Origin of the sequence: Actinomadura sp. NBRC 104412, assembly GCF_030269515.1 — a bacterium.
Classification (GTDB): domain Bacteria; phylum Actinomycetota; class Actinomycetes; order Streptosporangiales; family Streptosporangiaceae; genus Spirillospora.
Window position 1 is genome coordinate 1 of record NZ_BSTM01000123.1, and the last position, 255, is coordinate 255.

1 protein-coding gene is annotated in these 255 nt (G+C 69.4%); it reads right to left on the bottom strand.

Annotated features, from left to right (window positions below):
• Window positions 1-255 (bottom strand): transposase family protein (locus tag QSK21_RS36005; protein ID WP_285702231.1); only part of this gene is annotated, 255 nt, incomplete at both ends.

Genomic DNA, 255 nt, shown 5'->3' on the forward strand with positions numbered 1-255 from the left:
TTATCGGCCGGTGTGATGATCCCGGTCTCCTCCAACTGACGCGGAATCCCCCACATGCGGGCGGCGGTCAGGTCGTGCGTGCGGCCGGGCAGCGCCCCCGAGGTCCACAGGATCGTCCCGTCAGGGCCGGCGATGACCTGCACGTTCATTCCATGGCAGCGGTGCTTGGCCGAGTAGTACGGCCGGTCGGCCCGCACCCGGTCGGTGGCGATGAGCGTCCCGTCCAGCACCAGCAGGTGCAGCCCGTCCTTGGTG